This is a genomic window from Brachybacterium rhamnosum (assembly GCF_039526185.1).
Lineage (GTDB): Bacteria > Actinomycetota > Actinomycetes > Actinomycetales > Dermabacteraceae > Brachybacterium > Brachybacterium rhamnosum.
On record NZ_BAAAIS010000002.1, the window covers coordinates 1,352,847 to 1,368,758 of the forward strand.

The window sequence follows — 15,912 nt, forward strand, 5'->3', positions numbered from 1 at the left end:
CTCACCGGGCCCGCGGGCCCGATCAGAGCTTCGCGGTCGCGGGGCGCTGCCCGTGCTCGCGGGAGACGACGATCGGCTCCTGGGTCGCGTCCAGCCAGAGCGTGGTGGCGTCCTCGCCGGTGCCCGCGAGGGTCACGGCGAGGTGCAGCGGGGCGTCGAGCGGGACGGCGCGGCGCACGACCGCGAGGGCGATCGGGCCGAGGTCCGCGTGCAGGGCGGCGGAGGTCACGGTGCCCACGACCTTGCCGTCGGTCCCGCCCAGGCGCACCTCGCCGCCGGGGGTGACGGGCACGTCCTGCGAGCCGTCCACGTGCAGCATGACCAGGCGCCGCGGCGGCTGGCCGAGGTTCATGACCTTCGCGACGGTCTCCTGGCCGCGGTAGCAGCCCTTGGCGGTGTGCACCGCGGTGCGCAGCAGGTCCAGCTCGTGGGGGATCGAGCGCTCGTCGACCTCGCGGGCCTGGCGGGCGCGGTGGTCGGCGATCCGCAGGGCCTCCCAGGAGGACATGCCGGCCAGGTGCTCCGCCTGCCAGGGCAGCGCCTCGAGGGCGGCCGCGTCGAGCACGGTGAGCATCGCGCCGGAGGGGTCCTCCGGGTCCGGGCCGTAGGCGACGCCGCCGGGCGCGACATGGGGCCAGCGGTCGTCCCACACGGCGACGGGCTCGGGCAGCTCGAGCCCGGAGCCGGCGAGGACCTCGCCGGCGGGGCCGAGCGCGCCGAGCACGCGGAGGTCGTCGCGGTCGATGATCTCGACACGGGCGGCGAAGCGCATCATCTCGAGGTACCGGCGCAGCCCGGCGCGGGCGCCGGCGTCGGTCACGAGGAGCACGGACTCCTCGCCCGTGACGACGGCGGAGGCGAGATGCTCGACGCGCCCCTGCGGGGACAGCACCGCGAGGCTCGCCCCGGTGCCGACGGGCACGCCGGTCAGCACCTGGGAGGAGATCGTGGTGAGCCAGCTGCGGGCGTCGGCCCCGCTCAGCTCGAGCACCTCGAGCTGGCCGAGGTCCACGACCGCGCGACGGCGCAGGAGCCGGCGCTGCTCGCGCAGCGGGGCGCCGTAGTGCTCGGGGACCGCGGCGTCCGGCCCCTCGCCGAGCACGGCGGAGGTCGAGAGCAGGGGGCGCACGGTGCGGTCGGGCACGGCGGGGTCAGGCACGGTCGAGCTCCAGGGAGAGGTACGGGGCGAGCTCGTCGCTCGCGCCGGCGCTCTCGTCGCGGCGCTCCCACAGCCACATGAGGCGGCCGCCCACGTACCCGAGCATGCGGGTCGCGGCGAGTCGCGGGTGGGAGACGCCCACGGCGGGGGCGGGCCCGTCGTCCCCCGCGAGGGCGAGCTGGATGCGCGGACCGCGCACCTCGCCGGCCCAGGGGCGGGCGTCGTCGCCGCTGTCGAGCTCCGCGGTGAGGGCGTAGGAGAGGGTCGCCTCGGGGGAGCCGGGCTTCGCGGTGCGGGCCCGCTCGAGGTCCTGGCCGGGGAGCGGCTCGCCGACGGTCCAGACGCCGCTCTCGCGCAGCAGCAGCGAGCGCTGTCCGCTGCCGGAGGGAGCGGGCGCGGCCGGCTCCTCCTTCGCGAAGGCGCTCGTGGGCGGGAGCGGGGCGGGGGCGTCGATCACGTGGATCACCGAGGTCCACGCGAGGGTGCCGTCCTCACGGGGCTCGCATCGCAGCTGCTGCTCCACACGCTGGTCCGCGGCGTCCTCGCCGTGGTGGACCGCGCCGGAGCCCTGCCACGAGCCCACGAGCCACGCGAGCGGGTAGAGCGACGGGGGGAGGGACGGGTCGAGCGTGATCGGCACGACGGCCTCAGCGGCGGTCGAAGAGGCGGGTGAGCACGAGGACCGTGAAGGCGAGCGTGCCGAGCCCCACGAGCACCACGAGCACCAGGAAGAACAGGGAGAGGAAGGACATGCCCCGCAGTGTATCGACTCCGCGGCCGCTCAGGGGTTCAGGGGCGGGTGCTCAGGTGAGCATCGCCGCGGCGAGGTGGGCGATGACGCCCGCGGTCGCGACGGGCCCCGCGGCGACGCCGAGGGCGGCGACCGGCTCCCGGGCCACGAGGGAGGAGCCCAGGAGCAGGTGGGTGCAGCTCGCGGCGACCGCGACCAGCGCGCCGAGACCGACGGCCGGGAGCGCGGCCATGGCACCGAGCTGCACGGCGAGCAGGGCGGTGATCCCCGTGCCCGCGAGGACGGCGAGGAGCGTGCGCGAAAGCACGGGCAGCGAGGTCGCGTCCAGGAGCAGGGTCGCGGCGAGGCCGGTGGCGATCGCGGTGACCAGGAGCGAGCCGCCGCCGGCCGTCGAGATCTCCTGGGCGATCGGCCAGCACGAGGCGACGGCGGCGAGGAGCACGCCCGCGACGGTGCCGGTGAGCGAGCTCGTGAGGTCGTGGCGGTCGCTGCGCAGCATCTGGTGGCCGAAGGAGGCGAAGACGCCCACCGCGGTCACGACGAGCAGGGAGGTCACGGGGGTGAGCCTCTCGGGCGCGAGCACCGTGAGCGCGGCGCCTGCGATCCCGGACCCCGCGACGACGATCCGGGTGCCGCGCGGCGAGGGCAGCTCGAGCAGGTCCGGCCAGGCCGCGCCGAGCAGCAGCGCGAGGCCCCCCGCGACGACCGCCATGAGGACGGGGGAGAGGGGGCCGGTGAGGGCGACCAGGGCGATGAGGAGCGCCAGGGCGGCACCGAGGGGTGCGCGCTCGGGTGCGGTCATGCGGGGCTCCTCAGCCTTCTCGGTGGCCTTCTCGGTCGTGCCCGGGACGTCGTCGGGACGCGCTCGGGGCGGGGTCGCGGTCGGCCTCCGGCGGGGCGGCGGTCGGGCGCTACAGTGGGCAGTCTACGAGCGCCCGCTCCCCGGGGCGGCATCGTGCGCATCGGAAGGACCACATGATCACGACGGATGCCCTGTCGGCCCAGCGGCGCGGCGCGATCGAGTCGCTGCTGACCGCCGTCATCGCACACGACGGGATCTCCCCGCTCGACGAGGCGGCCCGGCTCGCCCTCCGCGGCGAGGGGGCGACCCATCTCCTGATCGAGGACGGCGCCGCCGTCACCGGCTACGCGAGCCTGCTCGAGGACGGGACCGTGCAGGGCATGGTCCACCCCGCCCACCGCCGCGCCGGGCTCGGCACCGCGCTGCTCGCGGCCGTGCTCGAGCGGCGACCCGACGCCGGGGTCTGGGCGCACGGGGCGCTGCCCGGCGCCGTCGCCCTGCTCGAGGGCCGGGGCCTGCGCCAGGAGCGGCTGCTGCTCGTGCTGCGCCGCCCGCTGGACGCCGAGCACCCGCTGCCCCCGGTGCCCGCCACGGACCTCCCGGGGGTCGAGGTGACCTCCTTCGAGGCGGTGCGCGACGCCGAGGACTGGGTCGCCCTGAACGCCGCGGCCTTCGCCTCCCACCCCGAGCAGGGTGCGCTCACCCGGGAGGACCTGGACGAGCGCCTCGCCGAGCCCTGGTTCGACCCGGAGGACATGGTCCTCGCACGCACCCCGGAGGGCCTCGCGGGCTTCGTCTGGGTCAAGCGGGAGGAGACTGCCGACGCGGAGCTCCCTGACGCGGAGATCTATGTCGTCGCGACGGCGCCGTCCGCGCAGGGCCACGGGGTGGCCGGGCATCTGCTGGGCACCGCCCTGCGGCGGCTCGCGGAGCGCGGCGTCCCCGGCGTCGAGCTCTACGTCGAGGGCGACAACGCCCCCGCGCTGGCCCTGTACGAGCGCTGGGGGTTCGCCGTCTCGGGCCGGCACCTGCAGCTGCGCCGGGCGACGGAGGGCTGAGGGTGCGCGTCGCCCCCGGGACCCCGCCGCCCGTCCTCGCCGCCGGCGCCCTCGCCTGGCGCGAGGGCGCCTCCGGCGTGGAGGTCATGCTGGTGCACCGTCCCCGCTACGACGACTGGTCGGTGCCCAAGGGCAAGCTCGACAAGGGGGAGACCTTCCCCGCCGCGGCCGTGCGGGAGGTCGCCGAGGAGACGGGCTACCGGGTGCGGCTGCACCGCCCGCTCCCCGCCTCCGTGTACCTGCTGCCCGACGGCCGCACGAAGATCGTCCAGTACTGGACGGCGACGGTGCGGGCGAAGGTCGCGCCCGGCCCGGAGAACCCGCGCGAGATCGACGAGGTGCGCTGGGTGGACCTCGACGAGGCGACGGCCCTGCTCACCCGGCAGAGCGACGTGGTGACGGTCGAGTCGCTGCGCCGCCACCTCGACGCCGACGAGCTGCGCACGGTGCCGATCATCATCCAGCGGCACGCGGCGGCCGTCTCCCGTGCGAAGTGGCGCAAGGGGGAGAGCAAGGGAGAGAAGAGCAGGCCGCTGAGCGGCAAGGGGAAGAAGCAGGCGCAGGCCCTGCCGCCGCTGCTGGACGCCTTCGATCCGTCGCGGATCCTCTCGAGCCCCTGGAAGCGATGCCGGACGACGGTCGAGCCCTTCGCCAAGGAGGCGGGGCTGGACGTGCGCACGAAGGCCGAGCTGACCGAGGCCGGCCATGCGGACCGGCCCTCGCGCACGGCCGCCGTGGTCGAGCGGGTCATGCACGAGGCGCGCGCGACGGTCGTGTGCACGCACCGCCCGGTGCTGCCCACGATCATCGAGTCGGTGCGCCGGGTCTCCGCCCGCGGGGCGGCGCTCGAGCTGCCGCGCCAGGACCCGTACCTCGCCGCGGGGGAGGCGCTCGTGCTGCACACGACGCCCTCCGGCAGCGTCGTCGCGATCGAGCGACATCTCCCGAACATCGGCTGATCGGACGGGGCGGGCGTCCCCGCACGGCCGGTAGCATGCGGGGCTGGACCCCGGGGCACCACCGATCCGGGGACGAGGGGAGACGGGGCGACGATGAGCGACGGACACAGCGGCGGCCAGGGCGGCGACGGGAGCTGGGGGTACGGCACCTCCGATCCCTATTCCTCCTCCGACCCCTACGGCTCCTCGGATCCCTACGGCTCCACGTCCTCCGGCTCGGCCTCGGACCCCTACGGCGCGTACGACCCGTACGCGACGACGAGCTCCGCCACCGGCGGTGAGGACCAGCTCGCCTCGCCGGGCTTCGGGCCGGAGTTCGGCGGCTCGCCCGTCGCCGCGCCCGCCGACGCCGCCTACGCCACCCCCGCCTACGCGACGGCGGGCTACGGCATGCCCGCCTACGCGGTGGCGCCGCCCACGGCCGGCAGCGCGATCGCCGCGCTCGTGCTGGGGATCCTCTCCCTCACGCTGTGCCAGGGCATCGTCGGACCCGTCGGCCTGATCTTCTCGATCATCGCCATGCGCCAGACGGCACCCGGGGCGGTGCCCGTGCAGGGCGGTCGAGGTCTCGCGATCGCGGGTCTGGTGACGTCGATCCTCGGCACGCTGCTCCTCGCCTTCTGGATCGTCTACATCGTCCTCATGTTCGTGCTCGTGGCGACGGTCCCGACGGACTACTGACGCCCGCCGCAGGTCCTGTGACCGGACCGTGACCAAACCTGTGACGTAGACGATTCGTCCATCTGACCTGCGCATTCACGGAGACGTGGATCCCGTTCACCCAATGTTCATGCGCGTGGGGGAACCCCGTCACCTCCCCTCCCTACCGTCACTGCCGTCAGACCTCCAGACCTTCGACGGAACAGTCCGGGCTCCGGCCCCCGAAAGGACTCGCAGTGAACGTTCGCCAGAACAAGCTCGCCTCCCTCGCCGCGCTCGGCCTCGTGGGCGGGCTCGCCCTGACCGCCTGCGGCGGCGGGTCGGACACCGGCTCCACCTCCGGCTCCGGCTCGGACAACGGCGGCGCCGCGGCGTCCGGCGACTACGCCTCGCTCACCGGCAGCCTCGCGGGCGCCGGCGCCTCCTCGCAGCAGAACGCCCAGACCGCGTGGACCGAGTCCTTCATGGGCCTCGTCCAGGCGCAGGGCGGCTCGCTCAACGTCACCTACGACTCCGTGGGCTCGGGCACCGGCCGTGAGCAGTTCCTCTCCAACCAGGCCGCCTTCGCGGGCACCGACGCCGCCCTCACCGAGGAGGAGCTCGCCTCCTCCAAGGAGGTCTGCAACGGTGAGCAGGCGTTCGACCTGCCCGTCTACATCTCCCCGATCGCCGTCGTCTTCAACCTCGACGGCGTCGACTCGCTGAACCTCTCCCCGGAGACCATCGCCGGGATCTTCTCCGGCAAGATCACCAAGTGGAACGACGAGGCGATCACCAAGGAGAACCCGGACGCGACCCTCCCGGACCTCGACATCGTCCCCGTGCACCGCTCGGACAAGTCCGGCACCACGGAGAACTTCACCGAGTACCTCTCCGAGACCGCGGGCGACGTCTGGACCGACGGCCCCGTCGAGGAGTGGCCCACCTCGGGCGGCCAGTCCGGTGAGGGCACCTCCGGCCTCATCTCCACCGTCGAGGGCGGCAACGGCACCATCGGCTACGCCGACGCCTCGCAGGCCGGCAATCTCGGCACCGCCGCGATCAAGGTCGGCGAGGAGTACGTCCCCTACTCGGCCGATGCCGCCGCCAAGGCCGTCGACGCCTCCCCGCGCGAGGAGGGCCGCGAGGACCACGACATCGTCGTGAAGCTCGACCGCACGACGACCGAGTCCGGCGCCTACCCGCTCGTGCTCGTCTCCTACCTCGCGGTCTGCGGCTCCTACGCCGATCAGGCCACGGGCGATGCGGTGAAGTCCTACGCCTCCTACATCGTCTCCGCCGAGGGCCAGAAGGCCGCCGCGGACAACGCGGGCGCCGCCCCGCTCTCCGACGAGCTCTCCTCCGAGGCGCAGGCCGCGATCGACGCGATCGCCGTCGGCTGACATCCTGCACACAGCGCACACCGCCGTGGCGCCGGGCCGTTCCACGACCCGCCCCCACGGCCGCGCTCCCCGTCCCGTGATCCTCGAGGAAGGCCCATCGTGAGCAGCACCGACGTCGCCCCGGATGCACCGGAGGCGCCCGAGCAGTCCTCCCTGAGGAGCGGCGGCCGTCGCTTCGGCGACACCCTCTTCTCCACCCTGAGCGTCGGATCCGGGATCCTGATCTTCGTGACGCTCGCGCTCGTCGCGATCTTCCTGACCGCGGAGTCGATGCCCGCCTTCCGGGAGAGCAAGGAGCTCGCCGGGATCTTCGGCACCGCCGACCCCGCCTTCTCGCTGATCGGCGGGGTCGCGCCGTACATCTTCGGCACGGTGCTCGCGGCGCTCATCGCGCTCGTCATCGCGATTCCCGTCTCGATCGGCATCGCGCTGTTCATCTCGCACTACGCGCCCCGCCGCATGGCCGCCGGGCTCGGCTACATGATCGACCTGCTCGCGGCCGTGCCCTCCGTGGTCTACGGCCTGTGGGGCGGCGTCTGGCTCGTGCCCCGCCTCGAGCCGCTGTACGTGTTCCTCAACCAGACCCTCGTGTGGCCCTCGTGGGTGCCGCTGGTCCCCTCCGGCGAGGCGATCATCCCGCTGTTCGCCGGCGATCCCACCGCCCCCATGCGCAACCTGGCCTCCGCCGCCGTCGTCCTCGCCGTGATGATCCTGCCGATCATCACCGCCATGGCCCGCGAGGTGTTCCTCCAGGTGCCTCGGCTCCAGGAGGAGGCGGCGCTCGCGCTCGGCGCGACCCGCTTCGAGGTTGTCAAGACCGTGGTGCTGCCCTTCGGCCGCTCGGGCGTCGTCGCCGCGTCGATGCTGGGCCTCGGCCGCGCCCTCGGCGAGACGATGGCCGTGCTCATGATCCTCGCCCCGGGCGCCACCTTCTCGTGGCACATCCTCGAGGTCGGCATGCACAACACGATCGCCGCGAACATCGCCTCCAAGCAGGCGGAGTCCTCCGGGGCGGACATGTCCTACCTGATCTACACCGGCCTGGTGCTGTTCGTGCTCACGTTCATCATCAACGCGATCGCCCGGTGGATCGTCTCCCGCACGACCGTGAAGGGCTGAGGTCATGAGCACCGCCACCACCACTGCGAGCACCCTCTCCGGGGCACGGGCCGCCGAGCGCCGCCTGCCCCTCTGGCACCTGCTGCTGACGGGGGCCGCCTCCCTCGTGCTCGCCGCCCTGGTCCTCGCCACGTTCGGGAACCTGTCGATCGTGGGCGTGATCCTGCTGGGCTACGTCCTGCACCTGGTCGTCACCTACGTCTACTCGCGGGTCCGCGAGGGTCGGCGCTGGGCCGCGGACCGCGTGGTCATGCTGCTCGTGATCGGTGCCTTCGCGATCGCGCTGTTCCCGCTGCTCTCGCTGCTGTGGAAGGTCATCGTCGAGGGCGGCTCGCGGGTCGTGAAGGCCGCGCCGCACCCCTTCGCCTTCTGGACCTCGGACATGTCCGGGGTCATCGGCGGGGCCGACGCCGGCGGCGTGCTCCACGCCGCGATCGGCACCCTGCTCATCACCTTCTGGGCCTCGGTCATCTCGATCCCGATCGGCCTGTTCACGGCGATCTTCCTCGTGGAGTACTCCTCGACCGGCTGGAAGCGCACCCTCGCCATGGGCGTCACCTTCCTCGTCGACATCATGACCGGCATCCCGTCGATCGTCGCCGGCCTGTTCGGCCTGGCTCTGTTCCTCGCCTTCATGCCGGACCAGAGCGTGCGCATGGGCATCATGGGCTCCGTCGCCCTGTCCCTGCTCATGATCCCGACGGTGGTCCGCTCGAGCGAGGAGATGCTGCGCCTGGTGCCGCTGGACCTGCGCGAGGCGGCCTACGCGCTCGGCGTGCCGAAGTGGCTCACCGTGGTGCGGGTCGTGCTGCGCACCGCGATCGCGGGCCTCACCACGGGCATCACCCTCGCGATCGCGCGCGTGATCGGCGAGACCGCGCCGCTGCTGCTCACGGTCGGCATGGTCACCGGCGTCAACTGGAGCATGTTCGACGGCCGCATGGCCACCCTGCCGACCTTCATCAACCAGCAGTACCGTGCCGGCAAGGCCAACTGCATGAGCGACACCGTCACCAACGTGGTCAACGGCGACGTGTACTCCTGCTCGATCACGACGAACATCGACCGTGCCTGGGCCGCCGCGCTCACGCTCATCGTGATCGTCATGGTGCTCAACATCATCGCCCGCCTCATCAGCCACTACTTCTCCCCGAAGCTCAGCCGCTGAGGCGGCGGGACCGCGAAAGGACACACGAGATGGCAGCCCCCCAGCCCATCACCGTCGAGGACCTCAACATCTACTACGGCGACTTCCTCGCCGTGGAGGACGTCAACGTGACGATCCAGCCGCGCTCGGTGACCGCGCTCATCGGCCCCTCCGGCTGCGGCAAGTCGACGTTCCTGCGCACCCTGAACCGGATGCACGAGGTGATCCCGGGCGCCTACGCGAAGGGCACCGTCGAGATCAACGGCGAGAACATCTACGCCCAGGGTGTGGACCCGGTGAACGTGCGCCGCCGCGTCGGCATGGTCTTCCAGAAGGCGAACCCGTTCCCCACGATGTCGATCCGCGACAACGTGCTCGCCGGCGTGAAGCTCAACAACCGCCGCATCAGCAAGCGCGACGCCGACGAGCTCGTGGAGTCCTCGCTCAAGGGCGCGAACCTCTGGAACGAGGTCAAGGACCGCCTCGACAAGCCCGGCATGGGCCTCTCCGGCGGTCAGCAGCAGCGCCTGTGCATCGCCCGCACCATCGCGGTGCGCCCCGAGGTGGTGCTCATGGACGAGCCGTGCTCGGCCCTGGACCCGATCTCGACCCTCGCGATCGAGGACCTCATCCATGAGCTCAAGGACAACTACACGATCGTCATCGTGACCCACAACATGCAGCAGGCCTCGCGCGTCTCCGACCGCACGGGCTTCTTCAACATCGCCGGCACCGGCAAGCCCGGCCACCTCATCGAGTTCGACGACACCGAGAAGATGTTCACGAACCCGGAGAACAAGCAGACCGAGGACTACATCTCCGGTCGCTTCGGGTGAGCGGAGGCGGGACTCCCCCTGGGAGGAGCCCCGCCTCACACCACGGTCTGACGTCGGCCCCGGGAGATCGATCCCGGGGCCGACGCGCGTCCCGGTGGCCGCGACGGAAGCTCGTGCCATGACCACAGCGATCCCCTCCACCTACCGCTCCCCGTCCGAGCCCGACCCCTCCGCCGGCCCTGCCGTGCTCTCCGCCCGCTCCCTCGTCCGCGACTTCGGGGACTCCGGCCGGAAGGGCCCCACGACCCGCGCGCTCGCCGGGGTGGACCTCGACATCGCCCGGGCGGACTCCCTCGCGATCATGGGCCCCTCGGGCTGCGGCAAGACGACGCTCCTGCACGTCCTCGCCGGCATCCTCCGCCCCTCGGCGGGCACCGTGCACCACGACGGCACCGACCTCTCCTCGCTGCCCGACGCCGCGCGCACGCGGCTGCGGCGCGGCGCCTTCGGCTTCGTCTTCCAGGAGGGGCGGCTGCTGCCCGAGCTGACCGCGCTCGAGAACGTGATCCTGCCGCGGATGCTCGCGGGCACGCCGCGCCGCACCGCGACGGCGGACGCCCGCGGCTGGCTGGACCGGCTGGGTCTCGCGGGGATGCACGACCGCCGTCCCGGCCAGCTCTCCGGCGGCCAGGCGCAGCGCGTCGCGATCGCCCGCGCCCTCGCCGGTCGTCCCCCGGTCGTCTTCGCCGACGAGCCCACCGGTGCCCTGGACCAGGCCACCGGCCGGTCCGTGCTGGAGGTGCTCGTGGGCGCCTGCCGCGACTCCGGCGCGAGCCTCGTCATGGTGACCCACGACCCGCAGGTCGCCGCCGTCTGCCGGCGCACGGTCGCCATGCGCGACGGCGTCATCGTCCAGGAGTTCCAGCGCACGGGGGAGGCACGATGAGCGTCCTCGCCGCCGCGCCGCTGCTGCTGCGCCGACGCAGCGCCCTCGCTGACACGCTGCCCGTCCTCGCCTTCGCCGCCTCCACCGCGATCACCTCGACCGTCCTCGGCGGGCTGCTCGCCTTCGTGGGCCGCATGCCCGCGGATGCGCTGGGGCCCTCCGCCTCGGGGGAGGACTCGATCATGGGCATGCTCGCCTTCTGCGCGCTCACGGCGAGCGTGCTGCTGGTGCCGAGTGCCGTCGGCTTCGGCGGGGCCGCCGCGCGGCTGTCCCTCGCCCGCCGCGAGCGGGACCTCGCCGCGATGCGCCTGGTGGGCGGGACCTCCGCCCAGGTGGGCGGGATCGCGCTGCTCGACGTCGCCGCGCAGGCGCTGCTGGGCTCCGTGCTCGGCGTGCTCGCGCACCTCGCGGTGACCCCCGCGCTCACCGCGCTCGACTTCGGGATCGCCCCGTTCGCCGTGGGGGAGCTGCTGCTGCCCGTGTGGGCCTACCCGCTCGTGGTGATCGGCATCCTGCTGGTCGCCCTGGGCTCCGCGGCGGTCGCGCTCGCCGGGGTCGTGCTGAGCCCGCTCGGGGTGGCGCGGGAGTCACGCACCGTGCGGATGAGCCTGCTGCGGCTCGCGGTCTGGGCGGTGCTGATCGTGCTGCTGGTCGCCGCGACCCAGCTGGCCCAGGTCGTCTCCGCGGTCGCGGGTCTGGCCGGGATGCTGATCATCATGATCGTGCTGGTGGGCGGGGTCGTCGCCGGGGTGAACGTGGTGGGCCCGCTCGTGGTGTGGCTGCTCGGCCGAGCTCTCGCAGCCACGGCCCCGACCGCGGGGCTGCTCGTCGCCGCTCGCCGCCTCGCCGCGGATCCCCGCGCCGCCTGGCGCACCGTCTCCGGGATCACGATCGCCCTGGTCGTCGCCGGGCTGCTCACGGTGATCTCGAACCTCGGCGAGGCGTCGACACCGGAGGACGCGATCCTCATGACCGCGATGAGCACGGGCGGCCTGCTCACCCTCGCGATCGCCGCGGTGCTCGCCGCGATCTCCACGGGGATCACCCGCACCGCGCAGGTGATCGACGAGATGCCCGTGCTGCGGGCCCAGCACGTGGCCGGCGCGCAGGTGGGTCAGCTGCAGCGGGCGCGCATGCTGCAGGCGCTGCTGCCCGTGCTGCTGAGCTCCGTGCTCGCGGCGGGGACGGCGCTGCTGGTGGTCGTCGCGACCGTCGGCGCCTCGACGCCGGACCCCGCGGCGCTCGTGCAGTACGTGGCGACCGTGATCGGGGCGTACGCGCTCGTGCTCGGTGCGGTCGCGGTCTCGGCGCCGCTCGTCCGCCGCGGCGTGCGGGTCTGATCGGGAGGCGGGGAGGCGGGGATCCTCGCCTCCCCATCGCGCGCCCCGCCCCACTACGCTGGACGCCATGGAGATGCAGAACCAGGTCGTCACCCCCGCCGAGGTGCCCGAGGGCGCCCACCTGATCGACGTGCGCGAGCAGAACGAGTGGGACGCCGGGCACGCCCCCACCGCGACGCACCTCGCCGCGAGCGGGCTGCTCGAGAAGCTCGACGAGCTGCCCGAGGACGGCGACCTGTACATCGTGTGCCGCTCCGGCGGGCGCAGCGCCCAGGTGACCCAGTGGCTCAACGGCAACGGGTACGACGCGATCAACGTGGTGGGCGGCATGGACCTCTGGTTCGAGTCGGGCCTGCCGATGGTCTCCGACGGCGAGGGCGAGCCGTACGTGCTCTGAGCCCCGCCGTCGGCCGGCCGCCGGGCCGGACTACAGCGGGAGCACGTCCTTGACGAGGCCGTAGCCCACGAAGGCGAAGGCGTCGATGAGCGTGTGCGCGACGATCAGCGGCGCGGTGCGACGGGTGCGGCGGAACCACTGCGCGAACACGAGCCCCATGACGAGGTTCGCGACGCCCGGGCCGAGGCCCTGATAGGTGTGGTACGCCCCCCGGATCACCGCGGAGACCATGACGATGTGCCTCCCCGACCAGCCCAGGCGCTCGAGCCGCTGCACGAGATAGCCGACCACGACCACCTCCTCGATGATCCCGTTCTTCAGGGCCTGCAGGAGGAGCACCGGGATCGTCCACCAGTGCGCGTCGAGGGCCGCGGGGATCACCTCGACCGTGATGCCGAGGGCGCGCCCCACGAGGTAGAAGGCGAGGCCGGGAACGCCGATCGCCGCCGTGATCGCGACGCCCTGCCACAGGTCGCGGCCCGGCCGGCGCAGGTCCAGCCCCAGGTCGCCGAGCGCCTGGGCGAGGCTCCCCGCGGTGAGCGCGAGCAGCAGCACCGCGAGCGCCGCCGGCACGAGGGTGAAGCCGATCGAGAGCAGCTGGTAGAGCAGGTCGAGCCACGGGTCGCGCGCCTGCGAGGTGTTCAGCGAGGTCGACTGCCCGGCGAGCGGTCCCGCCGCGAGGGCCTGGACGAGCGCGATGAGCGAGTAGACGGCGCTGCGGCCCAGCGACAGCCCGAGCACGATGAGCAGCTCGGCACGGAGCAGCCCCCGGGTGGGGGAGACGGGTTCCATGGGGCACATGCTCCCACCCACCGTCTAGCGTCAGGAGCAGCGGCGGCACCGATGGCAGACTCGAGGCATGAACGACAGCACTGCCCTCCCGCGCGTCCTCGTCACCGGTGCGAACCGGGGGATCGGTCGCGAGATCGCGCTCGCCCTCGCCCCGGACCACCACCTCCTGCTCGGCGGTCGTGACGAGGCGGCGCTCACCGCGCTCGCCGCGGGGCTCCCCTCCGCGGAGACCTTCGTCGCCGACCTCGCGGACCCCGCCGCGACGGCGGCCGCCGTCGGCGCCCTCGACCTCCCCGGCGGGCTCGACGGCCTCGTGCACTCCGCGGGCGTGCTCGTCAGCGGCCGGGTCGAGGACCTCTCCACGGCGGACTGGACCCGGTCGCTCACCGTGAACGTCACCGCCGTCGCGGAGCTGACGCGGCTGCTGCTGCCGGCGCTGCGGGAGGCCCGCGGCACCGTCGTCACCATCAACTCCGGCAGCGGCTACACCGCCAAGGGCGGAGGCGGCGCCTATGCGGCCTCGAAGTTCGCGCTGCGTGCCCTCACCGACGCGCTGCGCGACGAGGAGCGCGCCCACGGCGTGCGCGTCAGCTCCGTGCACCCGGGCCGGGTCGCGACGGACATGCAGCGCCAGCTGCGGGACTTCGAGAAGGGCGAGTACCGCGAGAGCGACTACGTGGACCCCGCGACGGTCGCCGCGACCGTGCGGCTCGCGCTGGACCTGCCGGCCGAGGCGAGCATCGACGAGCTCAGCGTCCGCCCGCGCTGAGCTCGCGGGGCGGCGTCACTTCATGAGCCGCTTCACGGCGGCCATGATCTCCGCCATCTTGCGGTCCAGCTCCTCGGAGTCCCCGGACTCCGCGGCGTCGTGCACGCAGTGGTGGATGTGGTCGTCCACGAGGCCGAGCGCCACCGACTGCAGCGCCTTCGTCGCCGCGGAGACCTGGGTGAGGACGTCGATGCAGTAGGTGTCCTCCTCGACCATCCGGCCGATCCCGCGCACCTGCCCCTCGATGAGCCTCAGCCGTCGCAGGTAGGCGGCCTTGGAGTCCTGGTACCCGGGATCCCCGTGCGTGCCGTGGTCGCCGTGGGCGGCCGCCTCCGGAGCGGTCATGACGCGGTCGACCCCCCGGTGTCGCCCCCGACAGGGTCCTCGTCGAGGTGGCCGACGAGGCGCGCCGCGTAGCCGACGTAGGTCGCGGGGGAGAGGGCCAGCAGGCGGTCACGCTCGGCCTCCGGGAGCCCGAGGCCCTCGATGAACTCGCGCATGCCCTCGCCGGTGACGCGGTGACCGCGGGTGAGCTCCTTGAGCCGCTCGTAGGGGTTGTCCATGCCCGTGGTGCCCTGCACGCCGAGGGTGCGCATGACGGACTGGACGGCCTCGCCGAGCACCTCCCAGTTGCCCTCGAGGTCCGCCGCCATGGCGTCCGGGTCGACGTCGAGACCCGCGAGGCCCTTGCGCAGGTTCGCGATCGCGAGCAGCGAGTGGCCGAGCGCCGTGCCGATGTTGCGCTGCGTGGTCGAGTCGGTGAGGTCGCGCTGGAGGCGCGAGGTGACGAGGGTCTGCGACAGCGAGTCCAGCAGGGCACCGGAGATCTCGAGGTTCGCCTCGGCGTTCTCGAAGCGGATCGGGTTGACCTTGTGGGGCATGGTCGAGGAGCCGGTGCCGCCCTGCGCGGAGAGGCGCTGGCGGAAGTAGCCCTGCGAGATGTAGGTCCAGACGTCCGTCGCGAGGTTGTGGAGGATGCGGCCGGCGCGGGCGACGTCCGCGTAGATCTCCGCCTGCCAGTCGTGGGACTCGATCTGGGTGGTCAGCGGGTTCCACGTGAGGCCGAGGTGCTCGACGAAGCTGCGCGAGACCTCCTCCCAGTCCGTGCCCGGCACCGAGATCGCGTGCGCGGCGTAGGTGCCGGTCGCGCCGTTGATCTTGCCGAGGATCTGGTTGGCGGGGATCCTGCGGGCCTGGCGGCTCAGGCGGTGCACGAACACCGCGAGCTCCTTGCCGAGTGTCGTCGGGGTCGCGGGCTGGCCGTGGGTGCGGGAGAGCATCGGGACCTCCGCGGTGTCCCGGGCGAGCTGCGCGAGGTCGCCGATGACGGCCTCGTAGGCGGGCAGCCACACGTCGTGCACGGCCCCGCGCACCATGAGCGCGTAGGAGAGGTTGTTGACGTCCTCGCTCGTGCAGTAGATGTGCACGATCTCGGCGAGCGGCTCGAGGCTCGTGCCGGCGAGGCGGCGCTTGATGTAGTACTCGACGGCCTTGACGTCGTGGACGGTCTCGCGCTCGATCTCGGCATGCTCGGCGATGCCCTTGGCGCCGAACTCCTCGGGGATCGAGCGGAGCAGGGCGCGCTCGTCCTCGGTGAGGGTGCGCAGGCCCGGGATCGCCTCGCGGTCCAGGAGGTGGATGACCCACTCGGTCTCGACGACGAGCCGCGCCCGGTTCAGGGCCGCCTCGGAGAGGTGGTCCACGAGCGGGGCCACCTGCGAGCGGTAGCGCCCGTCGAGCGGGGTGAGGGCGATCGGGGGAGTGATGTCCGCGAAGGAGTGAGCCATGGGGGTGATTCTCCCAGAGATGCGGGCCGCCGTCGGCCCCTGCCCGGGGGTCGGGCCGGGCAGGGGCG

17 protein-coding genes are annotated in these 15,912 nt (G+C 73.2%); 11 read left to right on the top strand and 6 right to left on the bottom strand.

The genetic code is table 11. The annotated features are described in order from the left end of the window. Positions 1-22 precede the first annotated feature (22 nt). From ygfZ to ABD080_RS08020, 3 genes are all read right to left on the bottom strand, one after another. Entirely contained in the window at positions 23-1,159 is a 1,137-nt protein-coding gene (gene ygfZ / locus ABD080_RS08010; protein WP_343904342.1) for a CAF17-like 4Fe-4S cluster assembly/insertion protein YgfZ, read from the bottom strand. Beyond that, positions 1,152-1,799 (bottom strand): heme-binding beta-barrel domain-containing protein, encoded by a 648-nt coding sequence (locus ABD080_RS08015; RefSeq protein ID WP_137769911.1) that lies wholly within the window; start codon positions 1,797-1,799, stop codon positions 1,152-1,154. The genes ygfZ and ABD080_RS08015 overlap by 8 nt, the downstream gene beginning before the upstream one ends. Before the next feature lie 163 nt (positions 1,800-1,962). After that, positions 1,963-2,712 carry a hypothetical protein gene (locus ABD080_RS08020; protein ID WP_137769913.1) on the bottom strand — a complete coding sequence of 250 codons (750 nt, stop codon included), beginning with the start codon at positions 2,710-2,712 and terminating at the stop codon, positions 1,963-1,965. A 173-nt stretch (positions 2,713-2,885) separates the two neighbouring features. On the opposite strand from ABD080_RS08020, the gene mshD reads away from it, so the two are divergent. The 10 genes from mshD (at position 2,886) to ABD080_RS08070 (ending at position 12,496) form a co-directional block, all read left to right on the top strand. Continuing rightward, a complete protein-coding gene (gene mshD, locus ABD080_RS08025) occupies positions 2,886-3,770 on the top strand; it encodes a mycothiol synthase (protein ID WP_343904343.1) in 885 nt (294 codons plus the stop codon). A 2-nt stretch (positions 3,771-3,772) separates the two neighbouring features. After that, complete coding sequence (locus tag ABD080_RS08030) at positions 3,773-4,729, top strand: NUDIX hydrolase (RefSeq protein WP_137769915.1); 957 nt, start codon at positions 3,773-3,775, stop codon at positions 4,727-4,729. A 93-nt stretch (positions 4,730-4,822) separates the two neighbouring features. Continuing rightward, positions 4,823-5,410, top strand: coding sequence for a DUF4190 domain-containing protein (locus ABD080_RS08035; protein WP_137769916.1), 588 nt, complete (start codon positions 4,823-4,825; stop codon positions 5,408-5,410). Between the two features lie 215 nt (positions 5,411-5,625). Continuing rightward, positions 5,626-6,771, top strand: a complete 1,146-nt coding sequence (gene pstS / locus ABD080_RS08040) for a phosphate ABC transporter substrate-binding protein PstS (protein WP_137769917.1) — start codon at positions 5,626-5,628, stop codon at positions 6,769-6,771. Between the two features lie 99 nt (positions 6,772-6,870). Beyond that, positions 6,871-7,890 (top strand): phosphate ABC transporter permease subunit PstC, encoded by a 1,020-nt coding sequence (pstC, locus tag ABD080_RS08045; protein ID WP_137769918.1) that lies wholly within the window; start codon positions 6,871-6,873, stop codon positions 7,888-7,890. Positions 7,891-7,894: 4 nt separating this feature from the next. Beyond that, positions 7,895-9,058, top strand: coding sequence for a phosphate ABC transporter permease PstA (gene pstA, locus ABD080_RS08050; RefSeq protein WP_343904344.1), 1,164 nt, complete (start codon positions 7,895-7,897; stop codon positions 9,056-9,058). Positions 9,059-9,087: 29 nt separating this feature from the next. After that, complete coding sequence (gene pstB / locus ABD080_RS08055; protein ID WP_137769920.1) at positions 9,088-9,873, top strand: phosphate ABC transporter ATP-binding protein PstB; 786 nt, start codon at positions 9,088-9,090, stop codon at positions 9,871-9,873. A gap of 118 nt (positions 9,874-9,991) precedes the next feature. Beyond that, positions 9,992-10,759 carry an ABC transporter ATP-binding protein gene (locus tag ABD080_RS08060; protein ID WP_343904345.1) on the top strand — a complete coding sequence of 256 codons (768 nt, stop codon included), beginning with the start codon at positions 9,992-9,994 and terminating at the stop codon, positions 10,757-10,759. Then, positions 10,756-12,099, top strand: a complete 1,344-nt coding sequence (locus tag ABD080_RS08065; RefSeq protein WP_343904346.1) for an FtsX-like permease family protein — start codon at positions 10,756-10,758, stop codon at positions 12,097-12,099. The genes ABD080_RS08060 and ABD080_RS08065 overlap by 4 nt, the downstream gene beginning before the upstream one ends. 73 nt (positions 12,100-12,172) lie before the next feature. Beyond that, positions 12,173-12,496, top strand: a complete 324-nt coding sequence (locus ABD080_RS08070; protein ID WP_103384981.1) for a rhodanese-like domain-containing protein — start codon at positions 12,173-12,175, stop codon at positions 12,494-12,496. Between the two features lie 30 nt (positions 12,497-12,526). On the opposite strand, the gene ABD080_RS08075 is transcribed toward ABD080_RS08070, so the two are convergent. Continuing rightward, positions 12,527-13,288, bottom strand: coding sequence for a CPBP family intramembrane glutamic endopeptidase (locus ABD080_RS08075; RefSeq protein ID WP_343904347.1), 762 nt, complete (start codon positions 13,286-13,288; stop codon positions 12,527-12,529). Between the two features lie 67 nt (positions 13,289-13,355). On the opposite strand from ABD080_RS08075, the gene ABD080_RS08080 reads away from it, so the two are divergent. Beyond that, positions 13,356-14,057, top strand: a complete 702-nt coding sequence (locus ABD080_RS08080; protein ID WP_137769924.1) for an SDR family oxidoreductase — start codon at positions 13,356-13,358, stop codon at positions 14,055-14,057. A gap of 15 nt (positions 14,058-14,072) precedes the next feature. On the opposite strand, the gene ABD080_RS08085 is transcribed toward ABD080_RS08080, so the two are convergent. Continuing rightward, positions 14,073-14,402: a metal-sensitive transcriptional regulator gene (locus ABD080_RS08085; protein WP_137769925.1), complete on the bottom strand. Its 330-nt coding sequence runs from the start codon at positions 14,400-14,402 to the stop codon at positions 14,073-14,075. Then, positions 14,399-15,844 carry an adenylosuccinate lyase gene (gene purB, locus ABD080_RS08090; RefSeq protein ID WP_137769926.1) on the bottom strand — a complete coding sequence of 482 codons (1,446 nt, stop codon included), beginning with the start codon at positions 15,842-15,844 and terminating at the stop codon, positions 14,399-14,401. Before purB ends, ABD080_RS08085 begins: the two co-directional genes overlap by 4 nt. Between the last annotated feature and the right edge of the window lie 68 nt (positions 15,845-15,912).